Origin of the sequence: Halomonas sp. SS10-MC5 (assembly GCF_015992245.1) — a bacterium.
GTDB classification, from domain to species: domain Bacteria; phylum Pseudomonadota; class Gammaproteobacteria; order Pseudomonadales; family Halomonadaceae; genus Halomonas; species Halomonas sulfidoxydans.
The window spans coordinates 3,505,173-3,520,740 of sequence record NZ_CP065435.1; the positions used below are offsets into that span (position 1 = coordinate 3,505,173).

15 protein-coding genes are annotated in these 15,568 nt (G+C 65.2%); 10 read left to right on the forward strand and 5 right to left on the reverse strand.

Going from position 1 to position 15,568, the window contains the following annotated elements; all coding sequences use genetic code 11:
- Nucleotides 1-25: 25 nt before the first annotated feature.
- Nucleotides 26-763, reverse strand: a complete 738-nt coding sequence (locus I4484_RS16270; protein ID WP_197448277.1) for an aspartate/glutamate racemase family protein — start codon at nucleotides 761-763, stop codon at nucleotides 26-28.
- Nucleotides 764-1,029: 266 nt separating this feature from the next.
- Here I4484_RS16270 and I4484_RS16275 point away from each other — a divergent pair, with 266 nt between their 5' ends.
- From I4484_RS16275 to I4484_RS16295, 5 genes are all read left to right on the forward strand, one after another.
- The gene (locus I4484_RS16275) at nucleotides 1,030-2,028 is read left to right on the forward strand and encodes a TRAP transporter substrate-binding protein (RefSeq protein ID WP_197448278.1); all 999 of its coding nucleotides are present in this window, start codon (nucleotides 1,030-1,032) and stop codon (nucleotides 2,026-2,028) included.
- A complete protein-coding gene (locus tag I4484_RS16280) occupies nucleotides 2,025-2,579 on the forward strand; it encodes a TRAP transporter small permease (protein ID WP_197448279.1) in 555 nt (184 codons plus the stop codon). Before I4484_RS16275 ends, I4484_RS16280 begins: the two co-directional genes overlap by 4 nt.
- A complete protein-coding gene (locus I4484_RS16285) occupies nucleotides 2,576-3,856 on the forward strand; it encodes a TRAP transporter large permease (protein ID WP_197448280.1) in 1,281 nt (426 codons plus the stop codon). The genes I4484_RS16280 and I4484_RS16285 overlap by 4 nt, the downstream gene beginning before the upstream one ends.
- Before the next feature lie 38 nt (nucleotides 3,857-3,894).
- Nucleotides 3,895-4,665, forward strand: coding sequence for an aspartate/glutamate racemase family protein (locus I4484_RS16290; RefSeq protein ID WP_197448281.1), 771 nt, complete (start codon nucleotides 3,895-3,897; stop codon nucleotides 4,663-4,665).
- A gap of 64 nt (nucleotides 4,666-4,729) precedes the next feature.
- Nucleotides 4,730-5,416, forward strand: coding sequence for a GntR family transcriptional regulator (locus tag I4484_RS16295; protein ID WP_234283700.1), 687 nt, complete (start codon nucleotides 4,730-4,732; stop codon nucleotides 5,414-5,416).
- Nucleotides 5,417-5,479: 63 nt separating this feature from the next.
- Here I4484_RS16295 and I4484_RS16300 read toward each other — a convergent pair whose 3' ends face one another.
- From I4484_RS16300 to puuE, 3 genes are all read right to left on the reverse strand, one after another.
- The gene (locus tag I4484_RS16300) at nucleotides 5,480-5,968 is read right to left on the reverse strand and encodes an ureidoglycolate lyase (RefSeq protein WP_197448282.1); all 489 of its coding nucleotides are present in this window, start codon (nucleotides 5,966-5,968) and stop codon (nucleotides 5,480-5,482) included.
- 190 nt (nucleotides 5,969-6,158) lie between these two features.
- Entirely contained in the window at nucleotides 6,159-6,992 is an 834-nt protein-coding gene (locus I4484_RS16305) for a bifunctional allantoicase/(S)-ureidoglycine aminohydrolase (protein WP_197448283.1), read from the reverse strand.
- Nucleotides 6,993-7,180: 188 nt separating this feature from the next.
- Nucleotides 7,181-8,113: an allantoinase PuuE gene (puuE, locus tag I4484_RS16310; protein ID WP_197448284.1), complete on the reverse strand. Its 933-nt coding sequence runs from the start codon at nucleotides 8,111-8,113 to the stop codon at nucleotides 7,181-7,183.
- Nucleotides 8,114-8,705: 592 nt separating this feature from the next.
- Here puuE and I4484_RS16315 point away from each other — a divergent pair.
- The 3 genes from I4484_RS16315 (at nucleotide 8,706) to I4484_RS16325 (ending at nucleotide 12,476) form a co-directional block, all read left to right on the forward strand.
- Nucleotides 8,706-9,452 carry an aspartate/glutamate racemase family protein gene (locus I4484_RS16315; RefSeq protein ID WP_197448285.1) on the forward strand — a complete coding sequence of 249 codons (747 nt, stop codon included), beginning with the start codon at nucleotides 8,706-8,708 and terminating at the stop codon, nucleotides 9,450-9,452.
- Between the two features lie 119 nt (nucleotides 9,453-9,571).
- Complete coding sequence (locus I4484_RS16320; RefSeq protein ID WP_234283701.1) at nucleotides 9,572-10,948, forward strand: NCS1 family transporter; 1,377 nt, start codon at nucleotides 9,572-9,574, stop codon at nucleotides 10,946-10,948.
- 70 nt (nucleotides 10,949-11,018) lie between these two features.
- Nucleotides 11,019-12,476: an NCS1 family nucleobase:cation symporter-1 gene (locus I4484_RS16325; protein WP_197448286.1), complete on the forward strand. Its 1,458-nt coding sequence runs from the start codon at nucleotides 11,019-11,021 to the stop codon at nucleotides 12,474-12,476.
- Between the two features lie 105 nt (nucleotides 12,477-12,581).
- On the opposite strand, the gene I4484_RS16330 is transcribed toward I4484_RS16325, so the two are convergent.
- The gene (locus I4484_RS16330; protein WP_197448287.1) at nucleotides 12,582-13,358 is read right to left on the reverse strand and encodes a FadR/GntR family transcriptional regulator; all 777 of its coding nucleotides are present in this window, start codon (nucleotides 13,356-13,358) and stop codon (nucleotides 12,582-12,584) included.
- A gap of 156 nt (nucleotides 13,359-13,514) precedes the next feature.
- Here I4484_RS16330 and I4484_RS16335 point away from each other — a divergent pair, with 156 nt between their 5' ends.
- Together I4484_RS16335 and I4484_RS16340 are read left to right on the forward strand one after the other, a co-directional pair.
- Nucleotides 13,515-14,399 carry a fumarylacetoacetate hydrolase family protein gene (locus tag I4484_RS16335; protein ID WP_197448288.1) on the forward strand — a complete coding sequence of 295 codons (885 nt, stop codon included), beginning with the start codon at nucleotides 13,515-13,517 and terminating at the stop codon, nucleotides 14,397-14,399.
- A gap of 73 nt (nucleotides 14,400-14,472) precedes the next feature.
- Nucleotides 14,473-15,567 (forward strand): hypothetical protein, encoded by a 1,095-nt coding sequence (locus tag I4484_RS16340; RefSeq protein ID WP_197448289.1) that lies wholly within the window; start codon nucleotides 14,473-14,475, stop codon nucleotides 15,565-15,567.
- Nucleotide 15,568 lies beyond the last annotated feature (1 nt).

Here is a 15,568-nt window from a genome sequence, read left to right on the forward strand (position 1 = left end):
TACGCCGAGGCGCGAACCCTGTGCCTCACGCGCCGAGGCGCGGATCCTGAAACAATTGTCCCCAGCCACTGATCCGGGCGGGATCCACCCCGGCCAGCACCAGCGACTTCCATACCGTCACGCTCACCGAGTCGTAGATGGGCATGCCGATCTCCTGCTCCAGCGCCGGGACGATGCCCGCCCCGCGCAGGTTGGTGCACAGGATGGCGATGGCCTCGGGCTCGGCCCTGGCCACGTCGCGCACCAGCCCCGCCAGCGTCGTCTCGTCGTACTCGGAGAAGGAAAAGTTGCCGCGGTCGCCCAGATGCCGCTCAGCGACGATCTCGATCCCCGCGGCGGCATAGTTGGCGACGATTGCCGCCTGGATATCGTCCAGGTAGGGCGTCACCAGGCCGAGCCGCGTCACGCCGGTACGCGCCAGGGCTTCGTTGAGCGCCAGCACGCTGGTGGTCGCCGCCACCCCGGTGGCCTCGGTGATGGCGGCACACAGCCGGCGATCGGACTCGAAGCCGAGCCAGCTGGCCGAAGTGCCGCCCCAGGCGATGACGTCCATGCGGGCATCATTGAGCCGTTCCGCCGCCGCCAGCAGCGGTGTCGGATCGAACTGGGCCAGGGCCTCGTCGCGCAGGGAGATCTCGCGGACGGTGAAGCGCTGGAAGTGGGCGGTAACGGCGGGAAAGAGATCGCGCAGCAGGGCCGCGCTGAAAGGCTCCAGCACGGTATTGGAGGACGGCGTCAGCATGCCGATCAGCGTGCGTTCCATGGTTGTCTCCGGCTTGTTTTTGGTATTCGGTATACTGTATCCAGGCACGGACATAGCCTTGCACAGCCGCCGAAGATTGCAAGCCAGAAAACCGAAAAACTCCCGAAAAGCAGCATATTATAATACTTAATTGACTGATTTTTATAGTAAATAAAAAATTTGGTATCCAGTATTTTGTATTCTGATAGATTTTGCCCTAAGGTTCACAAGAGTCGCCCAGGATCGACGGGCGACGTCCACCCAAACGTGAAGAGAGAGAAGCTCGGATGACAACAACAACCCGCCTTGCCCGTCGCTCCGCTACGGTCTTGCTGGCTCTGGGCCTGGGAGCCCCGCTGCTGGCCGGCGCCGAAACCCTGCGATTCAGCGGCAACTTCACCGACGATCACTCCAGCAGCCGGGCCATGGAGGTCTTTCGTGACGCCCTGGCCGAGCGCACCGGCGGCGATCTGAACGCCCAGCTGTTCCCCAACATGCAGCTGGGCGGTGCCAGCGAGAACGTTGACCAGGTCAGCACCGGGTCGATTGCCGGCACCTGGATCGGCATCTCCTACCTCTCGCGCACCGTGCCCGAACTCGAGGCGCTGAGCCTGCCGTTCGCCTTCGACAGCCGCGACGAGGCCTTCCAGTTGATCGACGGCGAGGTGGGGGAACTCCTCGACGAGAAGCTGGCCGAGAAGGGCTTCACCGCGCTGGGCTACATGGAGCTGGGCTTCCGCCACGTCACCAACAGCGAGCGCCCGATCGAGACGCTCGAGGACTTCCAGGGGCTCAAGATTCGCCTGCAGCCCAACGAGACCCACCTGGACACCTTCCGTGCCATCGGCGCGAGCCCGGTATCAATGGACATCAACGAGGTCTATGGCGCACTGCAGCAGGGCGTGCTGGACGGCCAGGAGAACCCCTACAGCATCATCAGCACCAAGCGCATGGACGAGGTGCAGCAGTACCTCTCCGACAGCGGGCACTTCTACGACTTCATCGTGGTGGTGACCCACCGCGACACGTTCATGAGCCTGAGCGAAGAGCACCAGCAGGCGGTACGCACGGCCATGGACGAGGCGGTCGCCTGGCAGCGCCAGACCGCCGCCGAGGAGGACGAGGCCGCGCGCCAGGCGCTGATCGAGCGTGGCATGGAGTTCACCCCCATCAGCGACGCGACCCGGACCGCCCTGCGCGAAGCCAGCCAGGGGGTTGTCGGCGACCTGCGCGACAAGATCGGCGCCGAGATCGTCGATCGCGTGCTCGCGGAGCTCGACGCATGACACCCGCCTGGCAACGGCTGGAGGCGAGCGCCTCCAGCCCGGTCAAGCGCCACTTCCTGCATGGTCTGGCGCTTCTCGACCGGACGTCCTATTACGCCATTCTGGTCGCCATGGGCATGATGACGCTGCTGGTCTCGGCCCAGGTATTCAGCCGCTACGTGCTGTCGAACTCCATCGACTCGGCCGACGAGCTCTCCCGGCTGTGCTTCGTGTGGGCGATCTTTCTGGCCATCCCCCATGGCATCAAGGTCGGCATCCACGTGGGCATCGATGCCCTGGTGACCCATCTTCCCGACTCGCTGCAGCGGCGGCTCGCCCAGCTGATGGCCTGGCTGAGCGCCGCCATGATGGCCGCCCTGTTCTGGGTCAGCCTCGGCGCGGCGGCCAGCAAGTGGCAGGAACTGATGCCGACGCTGCCCGTCACCGCCGCCGTCTTCTACATCGCCGTGCTGGTCTGCGCCGGCCACAGCTGCCTGCACCTGGTGGCCCAGGCCCTGCGCCTGGAGCCGCTGCCCAGCGCGCCCGAGCGACCCCAAGGAGCCGACTCATGACACCCGCCATCGTCTTTTCCTTCCTGGGGCTCGCCCTGCTGCGCATGCCGCTGGCCTTCGCCCTGGGCCTGGCCTCGCTGGTCGGCCTCTATGTCGGCGGCATGGACTTCTCGGTGCTACCCCAGCGCATGATGCACTCGGTGAACAGCTTCCCGCTGATGGCCATCCCGCTGTTCATGCTGGCCGGCGAGCTGATGGTGGCGGCGGGCATCCTGCAGCGCCTGGTGGACTTCGCCAACTCGTTGATCGGCCGCGTGCACGGCGGGCTGGCCCACGTGGCCATCGTCGCCGGCATGGTGCTGGCCGCGGTCAGCGGTGCCGCCGTCGCCAGCGCCAGCGCGCTGGGCAGCTCGCTGGTGCCGTCGATGCGCCAGCAGTACGACACCGGCTACAGCAGCGCCGTGGTGGCCTCGGCGGCCAACCTGGGCGCCATCATCCCGCCCAGCAACGCCATGATCGTCTATGCGCTGATGGCCGGTTCCTCGGTCTCGGTGGGCGGGCTGTTCATGGCCGGCGTGGTGCCGGGCATCCTGCTCGCGGTGGGCTTCATGGGCCTGGCCACCTTCATCTCCATGCGCCGCCGCTACCCGCTGGCCGGCGGCGAGATCGGGCTCAAGCACGTCCTGGTGCAGACCTGGCGCGCCCTGCCGATCCTGCTGATGCCGATCGTGGTGGTCGGCGGCATCGTCGCGGGCGCCTTCACTCCCACCGAGGGAGCCGCCATCGCCGTCGTCTATGCGCTGTTCGTCGGTTTCTTCGTGACCCGCAAACTGCGCCTCGCCGACCTGCCCAGGGCGATGTTCAACGCCGCGGTGACCGCCGCGATGGTGGGCGCCCTGATCGCCTTCGCCTCGACCATGACCTTCGCCTTCACTCTCGACCTGATCCCCATGCAGCTGACCGGCTGGCTCCAGGATTTCACCCAGGACCCGCTGGTGTTCCTGCTGCTGGTGATGGCACTGCTGATCGGCGTGGGCATGTTCATCGAGTCCAACGCCGCCTACATCATGCTGGTGCCCCTGCTGGCCCCGATCGCGCTGGCCTACGGCATCGATCCGCTGCTGTTCGGCTTCCTGTTCGTGATGAACCTGGTGGTCGGCATGATGACGCCGCCCGTGGGCGTGCTGCTGTTCGTGATGTGCGGGATCTCCAAAATCAGCCTCAACGAGCTGATGAAGAGCGCCTGGCCCTTCATCGTCTTCCAGTATGCCGTGCTGATCGCCTGCATCGCCTTCCCGGGCCTCGTTACCTGGCTGCCTCGCGCCCTGGGCTACTGACGTCTGCCCCATAACCATAACGATTGAAGGAACACGCCATGAAACTGCTGGTCATCAACCCCAATATCTCGGGCGACGTGACTCGCCTGATCGAATCCGAGGCGCGTCGCAGCATTCGACCGGGGACCGAGCTGACCCTGGCCACCGCCCCGTTCGGGGTGGCCTACATCGAAACGCGCGCCGAGGCCCAGGTCGGCGGCTATGCCGCCATGCAGGTCGCCGCCGAGCGCTACGCCGATCACGACGCGGTCGTGGTCGCGGCGTTCGGCGACCCGGGCCTTGCCGCGCTGCGCGAGATCCTGCCGATTCCGGTGGCGGGCATGACCGAATCGGCGCTGGTCAGCGCCTGCCAGCGAGGCAGCCGCTTCTCCGTCATCGCCATCTCCCAGCGCATCCAGGCCTGGTACCGCGAAACCATCGCCGCCTACGGGTTCAGCGAGCGGCTGGCCAGTATCCGCGCCCTCGACGAGCCGCTCGCTCACATCGGCACGGTGCAGGAGGACCAAGGGGAGCGCCTGGTCGCCCTGGCGGAACGCGCGGTCTTCCACGACGGGGCAGACGTGCTGATCCTTGCCGGCGCCCCCTTGGCGGGCCTGGCGCGCAGCGTCGCCGAGCGCCTGCCGGTGCCTGCCCTGGACGGTGTCACCTGCGCGATGCACCAGGCCCAGGCGATGGTCGACCTCGGCGCCGCCGCCCCTACCGCCGGCAGCTTCGCACCGCCCCCCGAGAAACCCTGCCAGGGGCTTCCCGAGCCGCTCGCCAGGCTCATGGGACGGCGCACGGCAGCCCCCGTGTCAACGCTCGGTTGATTGTGTCCCGCGCGACAATTCGGAGACAATCGACCCGTCTCCTCAGCAGAGAGGAATGGAAGACATGACGATGGAAGGTGCCGCCCTGCTCGGGCGACGACGCATCACGACCCCCTCGCTGGCAGAGGAAGCCTATGAGGCGCTGCACGACTTGATCGTTCATGGGCGCCTGGCACCCGGCCAGCGCCTCAGCGAGCCGGAGCTGTGCGAGCAGCTCGGCATCTCGCGCACGCCGCTGCGCGAGGCCTTGAAGATGCTGGCCGCCGACGGTCTGGTGACCCTGCGCCGCAATCGCAATGCCCAGGTCTCGCTGATCGAGCCGGAGGAGCTGAAGCACCTCTTCGAGGTGGAAGCCGGGCTGGAGAGCCTGGCCGCCAGCCTCGCCGCCAAGCGCATGACCAACACCGAACTCAAGCGGCTGGAGACGCTCCAGGAGCGCCTGGAGCGGCTGCTGGAGAAGGGCGACCGGAACGCCTATTTCGAGCTCAACCAGCGCATTCACGGGCTGATCGTGTCCGGGGCCAAGAACCCGGTGCTCGAGGAGACCCACCGCAGCCTGCTGGGCCGGCTGGAGCGGGCACGCTACCTGGCGCTGGATCATCTCGGGCGCTGGGAGGAGTCCACGCGTGAGCACCGCGAGATCCTGGAAGCGCTCAAGGCCCGGGACAGCGACCTCGCCCGCCGCCTGCTGGCGGATCACGTCCAGCACACCGGCGATGCCATCGCCGCCATCAACCGCCCTCGCCACTGACGCGCCCGGCGAGCCTCCTCGCGGTGGGCTCGCTGAGTCATCAGCGCATCGTTCGCCCGGGCTTCAGTCCAGGGTGACGCGCAGCGCCAGCGGGTACTCGTCGCAGTTGTTGCCTTCACCGCCGCGATCCACCACCAGGAATTCCCCTTCACGCTCGAGCACCGACTGGATGGCATGCCAGGTGCCGGCGCGGTAGTTGACGCCCTGGCGCCCGTCGGTGACGAAGGCGCGCACCTCGGCCGGGTCGATGGTCTCGCCCGGCGGCGCCACCACGATCACGAAGCGCTCCTCGTGCAGCGGCATGAAGGCCTGGCTGCCCTGGGGATGGCGCTCGAGGAAGTCGAGCTCCAGCGGGATCGACACGGGCTGGCTGACGAAGATGCTGATCAGCGCCCTCGCCTGCTCGCCCAGGGTCTCGACCCTGGCCAGGTCGTGGTAGCGCCGGGTGCGCCCCGCGTTGATGTGAAAGTAGTCCGCCGTGCGGGTGTCGATGACATCGCCGAAGGGCGCGAAGGCCTCTGGCGTCAACGGCTCGGCTTTGAGCTCCAGCATGTTAGCCCCTCGAGTGCAGTACACCGGGGCTGTTCCGGCGGCAGGCCTGCGGGGAGGCGCTGTGAACCCACCCCTGGGCGCTACTTTTGCCATTCCTGGCAAAAGACCTCCTCTTCGGCCTGCCCCCGGCGCCCCTAACGTCGCTGAGATTCGGAAAAACTCGGTGATACTAATGCAAGTCCGCTACGCCTTAGCGAGCACCAAGCCGCAGCGCCGCGTGGCGGTTTACGTCTTTATAGAGCAAATAGCGGAACGGCCCCGGGCCGCCGGCATAGCAGGCCTGCGGACAGAAGGCGCGCAGCCACATGAAATCCCCCGCCTCGACCTCGACCCACTCCTGGTTGAGGTGGTACACCGCCTTGCCCTCGAGCACGTAGAGGCCGTGTTCCATGACGTGGGTCTCGTCGAAGGGAATCACTCCCCCGGGCTGGAAGGTGACGATGTTGACGTGCATGTCGTGGCGCACGTCGCCGGGGTCGACGAAGCGGGTGGTGGCCCAGCGCCCCTCGGTGTCCGGCATCTCGCTGGGCGCGATGTCGTTCTCGTTGGTGACGAACGCCTCGGGCACCTCGATGCCCTCGACGAACTCGTAGGCCTTGCGCACCCAATGGAAGCGCACCGGCGCCGCGGATTCGTTGCGCAGCTGCCAGTGGCAGCCCGGCGGCAGGAAGGCGTAGCCGCCTGGCGTCATCTCGTGGCGCTCGCCGGCGATGGTCAGCGTCATCTCGCCTTCCACCACGAACAGCACCCCCTCGGCGGCGGGATCGAGCTCGGGCTTCTCACTGCCCCCGCCGGGCCCCACCTCCATGATGTATTGCGAGAAGGTCTCGGCGAAGCCGGAGAGCGGGCGCGCCAGCACCCACAGCCGGGTCTGCTCCCAGAACGGCAGGTTGCTGGTGACGATGTCGCGCATCACCCCCTTGGGGATGAAGGCGTAGGCCTCGGTGAACACCGCCCGGTCGGAGAGCAGCTGGGTCTGGGGCGGGTGTCCGCCGTGGGGGGCGTAATAGGTGCGTTGGCTCATGAGAGGTCCTTGATGAGATTGGGCCAACCTTAGCCGCTCTCGGGGCTACCCCGGGAACAGACCTTCGAGGAGGCGCTGTGAACCCATCCTTGGGCGCTACATTTGCCAACCATGGCAAATGACCTCCTCTTCGGTCTGTCCCCGGCGCCCCTCGTCAGCCAGCCAGGCTGCCTTGTCGGGATTAGACGTCAGCGCGCCGGCGCCGGGTGGTGCTCGATCCAGTGTCGCGCGATGTCGATGCGCCGCGTCACCCACACCCGATCGTGCGCCTCGATGTGGTCGAGGAAGCGCTGCAGGGCGCGGAAGCGGCCGGGGCGCCCGAGCAACCGGCAGTGCATGCCCACCGAGAGCATCTTGGGCGACTCTTCCCCTTCCGCGTACAGAACGTCGAAGGCGTCGCGCAGGTAGGTGAAGAAGTGATCGGCGGTGTTGAAGCCCTGGGGGGCGGCGAAGCGCATGTCGTTGCTGTCCAGGGTATAGGGTACGATCACGTGGTCGTGCTCGCTGCCCTGGCTGTCGGTCACCCGGCTCCAGAACGGCAAGTCGTCGCCGTAGTAGTCGCTGTCGTAGAGGAAGCCGCCCTCATCGAGTATCAGGCGCCGGGTGTTGGGGCTGTCGCGGCCGGTATACCAACCCTGCGGCTTCTCGCCGTAGAGGCGCTGGAAAATCTCCATGGCGCGCTGCAGGTGCTCGCGCTCGACGTGCTCCGGCACCTCCTGGTAGTGGATCCAGCGATAGCCGTGGCAGGCGATCTCGTGGCCCAGCTCCCTGAAGGCGTGCGCCACCTCGGGGTGGCGCTCCAGCGCCATGGCCACACCGAACACCGTCAGCGGCAGGCCACGACGCTCGAACTCGCGCAGGATGCGCCACACGCCCGCACGCGAGCCGTACTCGTAGATCGACTCCATGCTGAGGTGGCGATCGGGATAGGCGGCCGCCCCGATGATCTCGGAGAGGAACTGCTCGGAGCCGGCATCACCATGCAGGACGCAGTTCTCCCCACCCTCTTCGTAGTTGAGCACGAACTGTACGGCGATCCTGGCTTGCCCCGGCCAGTTGGCGTGGGGCGGGGTACGGCCGTAGCCGATCAGGTCGCGGGGATAGTCATGACTATCACGCATGGCACTTCCTCTTGTTCTCGTTGGCAGGGGGTGGTGCTAGCTGCTGCCGAAGCGGCCCTGCCTGACAAAGTGTATACAATACAGAAAATAGACTGTATCCACAAAGGTTGCAACAGGCTGTCCCACCCATACGCCGGCGGCCTTGTCAGCGGTGACGTCCGGCGGTTTTATCCGCCCCTGACGCCTGCATAACAGCCCGCCTGATGCCGAAATCCTGTCACGCCGCACCCTCTTTGTATACAAAAATTCGCGACCACTGCAACCCTGAAAGCCAAACTGCCCGCTGGCGGCAGGCCGGCACCTCGACGCCGGGACACCAGGCAGCGAGTCAGCCAACATACTGAAGACCAGAATGTATACACTTTACGGAAAATAAAGTCGTCACTTCGCCTTCAACCCCCTTGCTCTCTACCTTTGTCTAAGAGGCCAAGTGTGTCACGAAGTGCCTCGATATAGATATAACACATTGAAAATAAAAACCTATATCTGAAATCTCGCGAACCGAAGGAAATCCTTGCGTCGTAGTGGCGCCAGGTCTATTTTGTGTACAAAGAGATTTTTTATTGTTCACAAGAAAAGTTCGGAGTTCGCGATGCGCCTACGCCTCATCAATCCCAACACCACGACCGCCATGACCGACAAGATCGGCGAGGCGGCACGACGCGTTGCGGCACCCGGCACCACCGTGGTGGCGACCCAGCCGGCCGATGGCCCGGTGTCGATCGAGAGCCACTTCGACGAAGCCATCAGCGCGGTGGGCGTTGCGGAAGAGGTACTGGCGGGCGAGAGGGAGGCCACCGACGCCTACGTGATCGCCTGCTTCGGCGATCCGGGCCTGCTGGCCGCACGCGAGCTGACCCGCGCCCCGGTGATCGGCATCGCCGAGGCGGCCTTCCATATGGCCAGCCTGATCAGCACGCGCTTCTCGGTGGTGACCACCCTGTCGCGCACCGCCATCATCGCCGAGCACCTGCTCGAGCAGTACGGCTTCCGCCATCACTGCCGCCGGATCCGCGCCGCCGAGATACCGGTGCTCGACCTGGAGGAGAACGGCACGGCGGCGCTGGCACGCATCATCGACGAGTGCCACCGCGCCCGCGACGAAGATGGTATCGGCGCCATCGTGCTGGGCTGCGGCGGCATGGCCGACCTGACCGAGACCATTTCCCGCGAGGTCGGCCTGCCGGTGATCGAGGGTGTCACGGCCGCGGTCAAGCTGGCCGAGGCCCTCGTCGGCCTCGGGCTCGGTACCAGCAAGCATGGCGACCTGGCCTTCCCGCGGCCCAAGGCCTTCAGCGGACGCTTCGAGAGGTACTCGAATCTCACGCCCGAGCTCTGAGACTCTCTGACCGACAACGACACTCATAACAACGCGCCTTGAGCACGTCTCGCCACAAAGCCCAAGAGCAGCATCGGGCACAACCACAACACAGAGCAACGACTTGCGAGGACAGACCCATGCAACACCCCACCCCACACAGCACGGCGGCCGACCCAGCCTCCTTGGCGGCGGCCGAGTCAGGCGCCACCAAGGCACTGGGCGAGGAGTCGCTGGCCCCGCAGAAGACCCGCATCATGGGGCGCACCTCCTACTTCCTGGCCTGGTTCGGTGGCTGCGTGTCGATCGGCACCTTCGCCATGGGCTCCAGCGTGGTCGGCACCCTCAACCTGATCCAGGCGACCCTGGCCATCGCCATCGGCTGCTTCGTGATCGGCATCGCCCTGGCGCTGAATGGCGCCGCCGGCTACAAGTACGGCATCCCCTTCATGGTGCAGGCGCGCAGCGCCTTCGGCTTCGCCGGCACGCGGCTGCCCGGCCTGGTGCGGGCCGTTCCCGCGGTGGTGTGGTACGGCTTCCAGAGCTGGATCGGCGCCGGGGCGCTGAACATGGTCTCGGCCACCCTGTTCGGCTTCGACAATCTGGTGTTCTACTTCATCGCCTTCCAGTTCCTGCAGATCGGTCTCTCGGTGATGGGGTTCCAGGGCATCAAGTGGCTGGAAAACATCGGCAGCGCCTTCATCCTCGCCTCGCTGGTCTACATGTTCTATGCCACGGTGCAGCGCTACGGTGATGAGCTCTCGACCAGCCTGCTGACCATGGAAGGCTCGTGGGGCATGCCGTTCTGGGGCGCCACCATGCTGTTCCTGGGCATCTACAGCACCATGATGCTCAACGTCAGCGACTATTCACGCGAGCACAAGGAGGGCACCGGCCCGGGGATCCTCACCACCATCTACGCCATGTCGATCCTGCCCTGCACGCTGTTCATGGGCCTGATCGGCTACATGGTCTCCGAGGCCACCGGCACCGCCGACCCCATCCAAGTCTTTGCCAACGCGGTAGACAACACGCCGCTGCTGATGACCACGCTGCTGTTCATCGCCTTCGCCCAGGTCACCACCAACGTGCTCAACAACGTGGTGCCGCCGACCTACGTGCTGATGGACGTGTTCAAGCTCAAGTTCACCACCTCTTCGGTCATCGTCGGCCTGCTGGCCTTCGCCACCTTCCCCTGGAAGCTGGTGCAGCCCGATTCCGCGGCCGGCCTGCAGCTCTTCGTGCAGACCTACTCAGCCTTCCTCGGCCCGATCTTCGCCGTCTTGGTGGTCGACTATTACCTGATTCGCCGCCGCACCCTGGACCTCGGCAAGCTCTATGACGAGAACGGCCCCTACCAGGGCGTCAACAAAGCGGCACTGGTCGCCACCGCCGTGGGCATCGCAGCGGCGCTGACATTCTCCGCCGTGTCGTGGTACGCCAGCCTGATCCCGGCCGGCCTGACCTATTATCTGCTAATGAAGCATTGGGCCCCCTGCCAGCGCTTCCGTCAGTGATCCATCGCTGCCCCGTCGCCCTCCGGCCATGCCGGAAGGGCGACGCCCCATGACAACAACGGTGACGACGATGAAAGAGAACGAGCTGGACATCCAGCGTATCGATCCGACGCTTTACAACGCCGACCTCGCCCCACTGAAACACAAGGACCGCAACTGGGGGGCCTTCGAGATCTTCAATGTGTGGTCCAACGACATCCAGAGCCTGTTCGGCTATACCCTGGCGGCCTCGCTGTTCCTGAGCTATGGGCTCAACGGCTGGGCGGTAATGGCGGCGATCATTCTCGCCGGCGTCATCGTCATGGTGCTGGTCAATCTGACCGGCAAGCCCAGCGTCAAGTACGGCATCCCCTTCCCGGTCATGGTCCGCGCCAGCATGGGGGTGCGCGGCGCCAACCTCCCGGCCATGCTGCGCGCTATCATCGGTATCTTCTGGTACGGCGTGCAGACCTATTTCGCCTCCACCGCGGTAGCGCTGCTGATCACCGCGCTGTTCGGCGCCGGCAATGGGGCTACCTTCCTGGGACTTTCCAGTGTGGCCTGGATCTCGTTCGTGATCGTCTGGCTGTTCCAGATCGCGATCTTCTGGCAGGGCATCGAACGCATCAAGCACTTCCTCAACTGGGCGGGCCCGCTGGTCTACGTGGTGATGGTGGCGCTGATGATCGTGGTCTGGTACCAGGCCGGCGATGAGCTGCTGCCGGCCATCAGCACCATCTTCAGCGCCGACGCCGATCGCAGCGGTAGCGCCGTAGCCGCCTTCCTGGCCATCGTCGGCACCATGGTCGCCTACTTTGCGGCGGTGGTGATCAACTTCGGCGACTTCACCCGCTTCGTCAGGACCGAACGCCAGATGAAGCTCGGCAACCTGCTGGGGCTGCCGCTCAACGTGGCCTTCTTCTCGTTCATCGCGCTGATCATCACCGCCGGCACCCTGGTGCTGTTCGGCGATGCCCTGACCAACCCGGCCGACATCGTCGAGCGGGTCGACTCGCTGCCGCTGACCATCGTCGCCGCGCTGACCTTCTTTGCCGCCACCGTCGGCATCAACCTGGTGGCCAACTTCATCCCGCCGGCCTACGACCTGGCCAACCTGTTCCCCAGCAAGATCAGCTTCAAGGTGGGCGGGCTGATCACCGCCATCGTGGCCTTCTTCGTCGGCGCGCTGTGGGTCTCGGTGATCAGCCAGATCGGCGTGCCCGGCTTCGTCAACGCGCTCGGCGCCATCGTCGCGCCCTTCTACGGCATCATCGTGGTGGATTACTACCTGGTGAAGCGTCAGCACCTCGACATGCAGCAGCTGTTCTCCTCCGAGCCGGGAAGCGCCTACTACTACGTGAAGGGCTGGAATACCCGGGCGCTGATGGCCTTCGGCTGCGCTGCGCTGTTCTCGATCTCTACCGTGCTGGTGCCGGCGCTAGCCAGCCTCGGCGGCTATGGCTGGATGATTGGTGCCGCGCTCGGCGGTGCTTTCTACTACGGCTTGATGCTGAGCCACCGCCCGGCGGCTGCAACGCCTGCTATCTAAAGCACTTTGGCAAAAAGCGCCTCCGGCCTGGCCGGGGGCACCTTCCGTTCCGATACCCGGGGTAAGGACATCCGGCGGCTTTCCACGAGGCGGGAGCCCGAGCCTTCAACCGCGGCCGAACAAATTCTGCTTCACCTCGAGCAGATGCTCCTCGAGCAGGCTGCGAGCCACCTCCTCGTCGCGGTCACGCAGGGCCGCCACGATGGCGCGATGCTGCGTCTCGTAGCGCCTGCGTCGCTCGGACGTCAGTGAGATCCGCTTGAGCCGCCCCCATTCGCCCTCCTCCCGCACCATGTTGGTCAACTCCAGGATACGCAGGAAGAAACTGTTGTGGGTGGCTTCGGCAAAGGCCTGATGTAAGGCACCGTCCCAATGCTCGAAGGCCTCGATGCTGTCGGCCGACTCCGAGTGCTCAAGACATTCATCCATGCGAGCGAAATCGGCGGCCGTGGCGAAGCGCACGATCAATGCCACCATCTGGGGCTCGATCAGCACTCGGGCATCCATCAACTGCGCCGGACTCACCTGCTTCACCATGCTTCCGGCGCTCGTCGATACCGCCGTTGAAGCGCTGCTCCTGGGTTCGGGAAGCAGCTCAGCGGCGCGTTCGCTGACGAAGGTGCCGCTGCCCACGACTTGGGTGATCGCCCCCAGCGACTTGAAGTGCCCCAGCACCCGCCTCACCGCACCGCGAGAGGCACCAAAGCGTTCGCTAAGCTCACGCTCCGTGGGCAGCCGATGACCGGGAGGAAAGCGGCCGCTGGCAATCTCACCCTGCACGTAGCGAGCCAGGGCCTTGGCCCCGTCCGAGCGGATGTCGCTCTCGGCTAGCGAATCCCATGGGCTCCGAGCTGGATTGGTAGATACCGGCCTTTCGCTCACTGAGCATCCTTATCAATGTACTTCATACGAGTCCAATACTTGCATAATCTAGCCCATTTGGTTTCTCAGGACAAAGATTTCGGCTTGATTAAGTACCAATCTGCTTCTAGCCTCGGACAATGCAGGACCAAAAACAACCAATGGAGATCCAATTTCATGAGATTCGCCACGCTGCGGCCGGCGCCTGACCAGCCGCCCCGCGTCGCCCTGATCGACGCTGCAGGCCAGCGCTACTGGCCGCTGGACGAGCTGGTGCCCGAGTTCCAGGGCGACATGCAGCAATTGATTCAAGACTGGGCATCACTGGTCCCCCGGATAGCGCCCAGGGGGGAAGGACGCCTCCTCGAAGCCGCTCGCCTCGCGCCTCCCATCCACCCTCATCGGAACATGTTCTGCGTCGGCAAAAATTACTTCGAACACGCGGCAGAATTCAGTGGCTCCGGCTTCGACAGCAGCACCACTGCCGACGACGTGGTGCCCAAGCATCCGATCATCTTCACCAAGGCCTACAACACGCTGATCGCCCATGGTGACGACATTCCCCGCCACGCCGGAATCACCGACCAGCTCGACTACGAGGCGGAGTTCGCCGTCATCATAGGCAAGGGCGGCCGTGGCATCACCAAGAACAATGCCTACCACCATGTCTGGGGCTACACCATCGCCAACGACGTCACCGCCCGCGATTTGCAGAAGAAGCACAAGCAGTGGCATCTCGGCAAGTCGCTGGACGGCCTCTGCCCGATGGGACCGTGGCTCGTCACCGCCGACGAAGTGGACCGCGATCGCGCCTCCATCAAGTGCTGGGTCAACGGTGAACTGCGCCAGGAGGCCCGCCTCGATCAGTTGATCTTCGACGTGCCCACGCTGATCGAGACCCTCTCCGCCGGCATCGAACTCAAGCCCGGCGACGTGATTCTGACCGGCACCCCGGTCGGCGTCGGTATCGGCTTCACTCCGCCCAGGTTCCTCAACAGCGGCGACAGCGTGCGCATCGAGGTCGAGGGCATGGGGGTACTGGAAAACCGGGTCGGCGACTGACCGGCCAGGCTTCAGCACCGGCACTCGGTCTCACAAGTCGCCATCGAGCGCAACAACAACACAGGAGCACGCCATGACCATCCCCGAAACCCCACTGAAGAGTATCACCGCCGCCGCGCTGGTCGCTGCTGGCGGCCTGGCCGTCGCCCCCGCCATGGCGGAGGAGTACTACGCCGGCAAATCCATCGAGATGGTGGTGCCGTTTGGCGAGGGCGGCGCCGCCTACGTAGCCGCGAAGTTCCTAGAACCCTTCTTGGAGGAGCACCTGCCGGGGAACCCGCAGGTCAATGTCAACACGCGCCCGGGCGGCGGCTCGATCCTCGGCGCCAACTGGTTTGAGCAGAATGCCGAGCCGGACGGCGAAACGATTCTATTCACCACCTCCTCCACCTCCAACCCCTTTGTGCTGGGCATGGAGGCCGTGGAGTACGACCTGGCCGCGATGCGCCCGGCCTTCAGCCTGCCCTTCGGTGCCGTGATCTATGTCTCGCCGAGCACCGGCATCGAAACACCGGCGGACCTGCACTCTCCCAACACGCCGCTGATCTACGGTGGCATCGCGGCCGCCGCCAGCGACCTGCCCGTGCTGCTGGCCTTCGAGCTTCTGGAGCTGGACCTGCAAACGGTTCTTGGTTTCGATGGCCGTGGCCCTGCCCGCCTGGCTTTCGAACGCGGTGAAACCAACATCGACTTCCAGTTCACGCCTGCCTACATGTCGCAGGTGGTGGACATGGTCGAGGCCGGCAGCGCAGTGCCGATCATGTCCGGCGGCGCCGTGGGCGACGACGGCACCCTCAGCGCTCGGGACCCGGCGTTCCCCGACTACCCCTCGGTCTACGAGGTGTACGAGGAGCTGAACGGGGAGGCGCCGTCCGGCGTGGAATGGGATGCCTTCCAGGCGATAGGCGCGACTACCTTCAACTTTGGCCTGACCGCCTACCTGCCGAAAGGCACGCCGGACGAGGTCATGGAGGTCTTCGAGGAAGCCATCGCCGCGATCAATGACGATCCCGATTACCAGTCCAAGAGCGAGGAAGCCGTGGGTGGCTACGACCTGCTGCCGGCGTCGACCGTCGCCGACGCGCTGGGCGCCTCGCTGCAGCCCTCCGACGACGTGCGCGACTACCTGCGCGACCTGCTGTCGAACAAGTACGACGTCGAGCTCTGAC